A 1,581-nucleotide genomic window follows, 5' to 3' on the forward strand; every position below is an offset into this window, starting at 1 on the left:
AGTAGCTGAAATTTCTGCCTGTAGACCTAATTGTGGATTATCATCAACACCAGGGCCTGAAACTTGCTCTTTACCTTTTAAAGCCATTTAATTACCCTTTTAAAGCTCTATTTCCAAAAACACTAGCAAGCACTATATATAACTCTTCGGTTAATTTATGGACTTTTGAAAGCGCTATAGCATTAATAGTTTTATCAGAACCACTAGTCTTTTCAAGTTCTCCCTGCGCATTAAAATGAAGCTTATCACCAGGATTTATACCATTTTGTCCATTTTTCTTAAACGTTAAATACCCCGTAAAGTTGTTTGTAATTGGAATTACAGTTGCCATACCAGTAAACTCATCTATATCAGTGCATACTCCATACAAATCATCACCGCCTCCGGCCTCAACTTCAAGTTCTGATGTACCATCAGCACTAAAACTAAACTTTACTCCGCGCTTGTAGGGATACCCTTTAGCAGGATAATTTTCTATTTTGTCTTTACTACTAGTCCAAACTCCACCAGAATTGGAATAAATTAAATTTTTATCCCTAAACTCAATAGAATTGCTAAGTAAGCTAGCATTTTGCTGGGGATTTTTCATTAATGCTGTAATTTCAGCAACTTTTTTATCAAACTCTTCTTTAATTTTCGTAATATCACTCATTAAAAACTCCTTTACGCAATACTTGTTCTTTTATATCTTTTTAGATTTTCATAAAATTGAACTCGTCTTTGCTTGTAAGTATTGCTTATAGCTTGTACAAACTCAGTGAAATTAATTGGAACAAAATTAGAATCAAGCAAACTTACTCTCTCTTCTGCTTTAGCAATAATATTGCCTTTAATAGAGTCAACAGAAGAAGAATTGCTATTGGCATTTTTTCTTAATTTGATATTCACCTTAGCTAAAGAAACAAGTTGCTCTAATATCTCTCCATCGATATGGCTTATGTCTGATGCTTTAGCAATAGCTTTAATTTGCTCAATTGGAACAAACTTACGAACAAGTTCTCTACGTTGTGCTTGCATAATATCTTTTAGCGTGTATCCTTTTGCAAGTAGCGTTTCTTTATTAAAATGGCTGCTAAGATGCGCTTTGGCAAGCGTATCAATTTCATTTATGCGCTCGGCCTCTAGTAATAGTTGCTTCTCAACGCGTTCTCTCTCTTCAACTTCTGCAAGTTCTTTTGTTATTCTTTCATTTATACTTAAATCTCGAGGTGTCTCTTTAGGCTTTGTATTGTTTGCTTGTTCCTTAAGGCGCATATACTCTTCGAATTCTCCAGCGCTTATAACTTTAGTATCAGGCTTAACCTGCTGATCCTCCTTAACTTGCGCCTCAATTACTTCTTTTTCTTCGTTTTCAATCACTTTTTAACTCCTTTTCTCAAAATGAGAATAATTTTTCTTTTAAAATAGCTAACTCCTCGTTATTAAAACAGCTGTTTTGTATAAGATCGTTATACTTACTGTAAAGCTCAATTAGCTTTATATCTCTTTCTACCTTTTGATCTTCACTTAACATAACTAGTGAATTAAACCTCATATCAAGCCCAAAATACTTACTAAGCTTTAAGTTACAAGAATTCTCAA

2 protein-coding genes and 1 pseudogene are annotated in these 1,581 nt (G+C 33.6%); all 3 read right to left on the reverse strand.

Annotated elements, in window-relative coordinates:
• Positions 1–91 precede the first annotated feature (91 nt).
• Positions 92–652 (reverse strand): DUF228 domain-containing protein, encoded by a 561-nt coding sequence (locus HNP63_RS06470; RefSeq protein WP_006434235.1) that lies wholly within the window; start codon positions 650–652, stop codon positions 92–94.
• An 11-nt stretch (positions 653–663) separates the two neighbouring features.
• Positions 664–1,359, reverse strand: a complete 696-nt coding sequence (locus HNP63_RS06475; protein ID WP_183227659.1) for a DUF1357 family protein — start codon at positions 1,357–1,359, stop codon at positions 664–666.
• A gap of 16 nt (positions 1,360–1,375) precedes the next feature.
• Positions 1,376–1,581, reverse strand: a pseudogene (locus HNP63_RS06480) (phage portal protein); the annotation flags it as partial.

Origin of the sequence: Borreliella afzelii, from assembly GCF_014202295.1 — a bacterium.
In the GTDB taxonomy this organism is placed as follows: Bacteria; Spirochaetota; Spirochaetia; order Borreliales; family Borreliaceae; genus Borreliella; species Borreliella afzelii.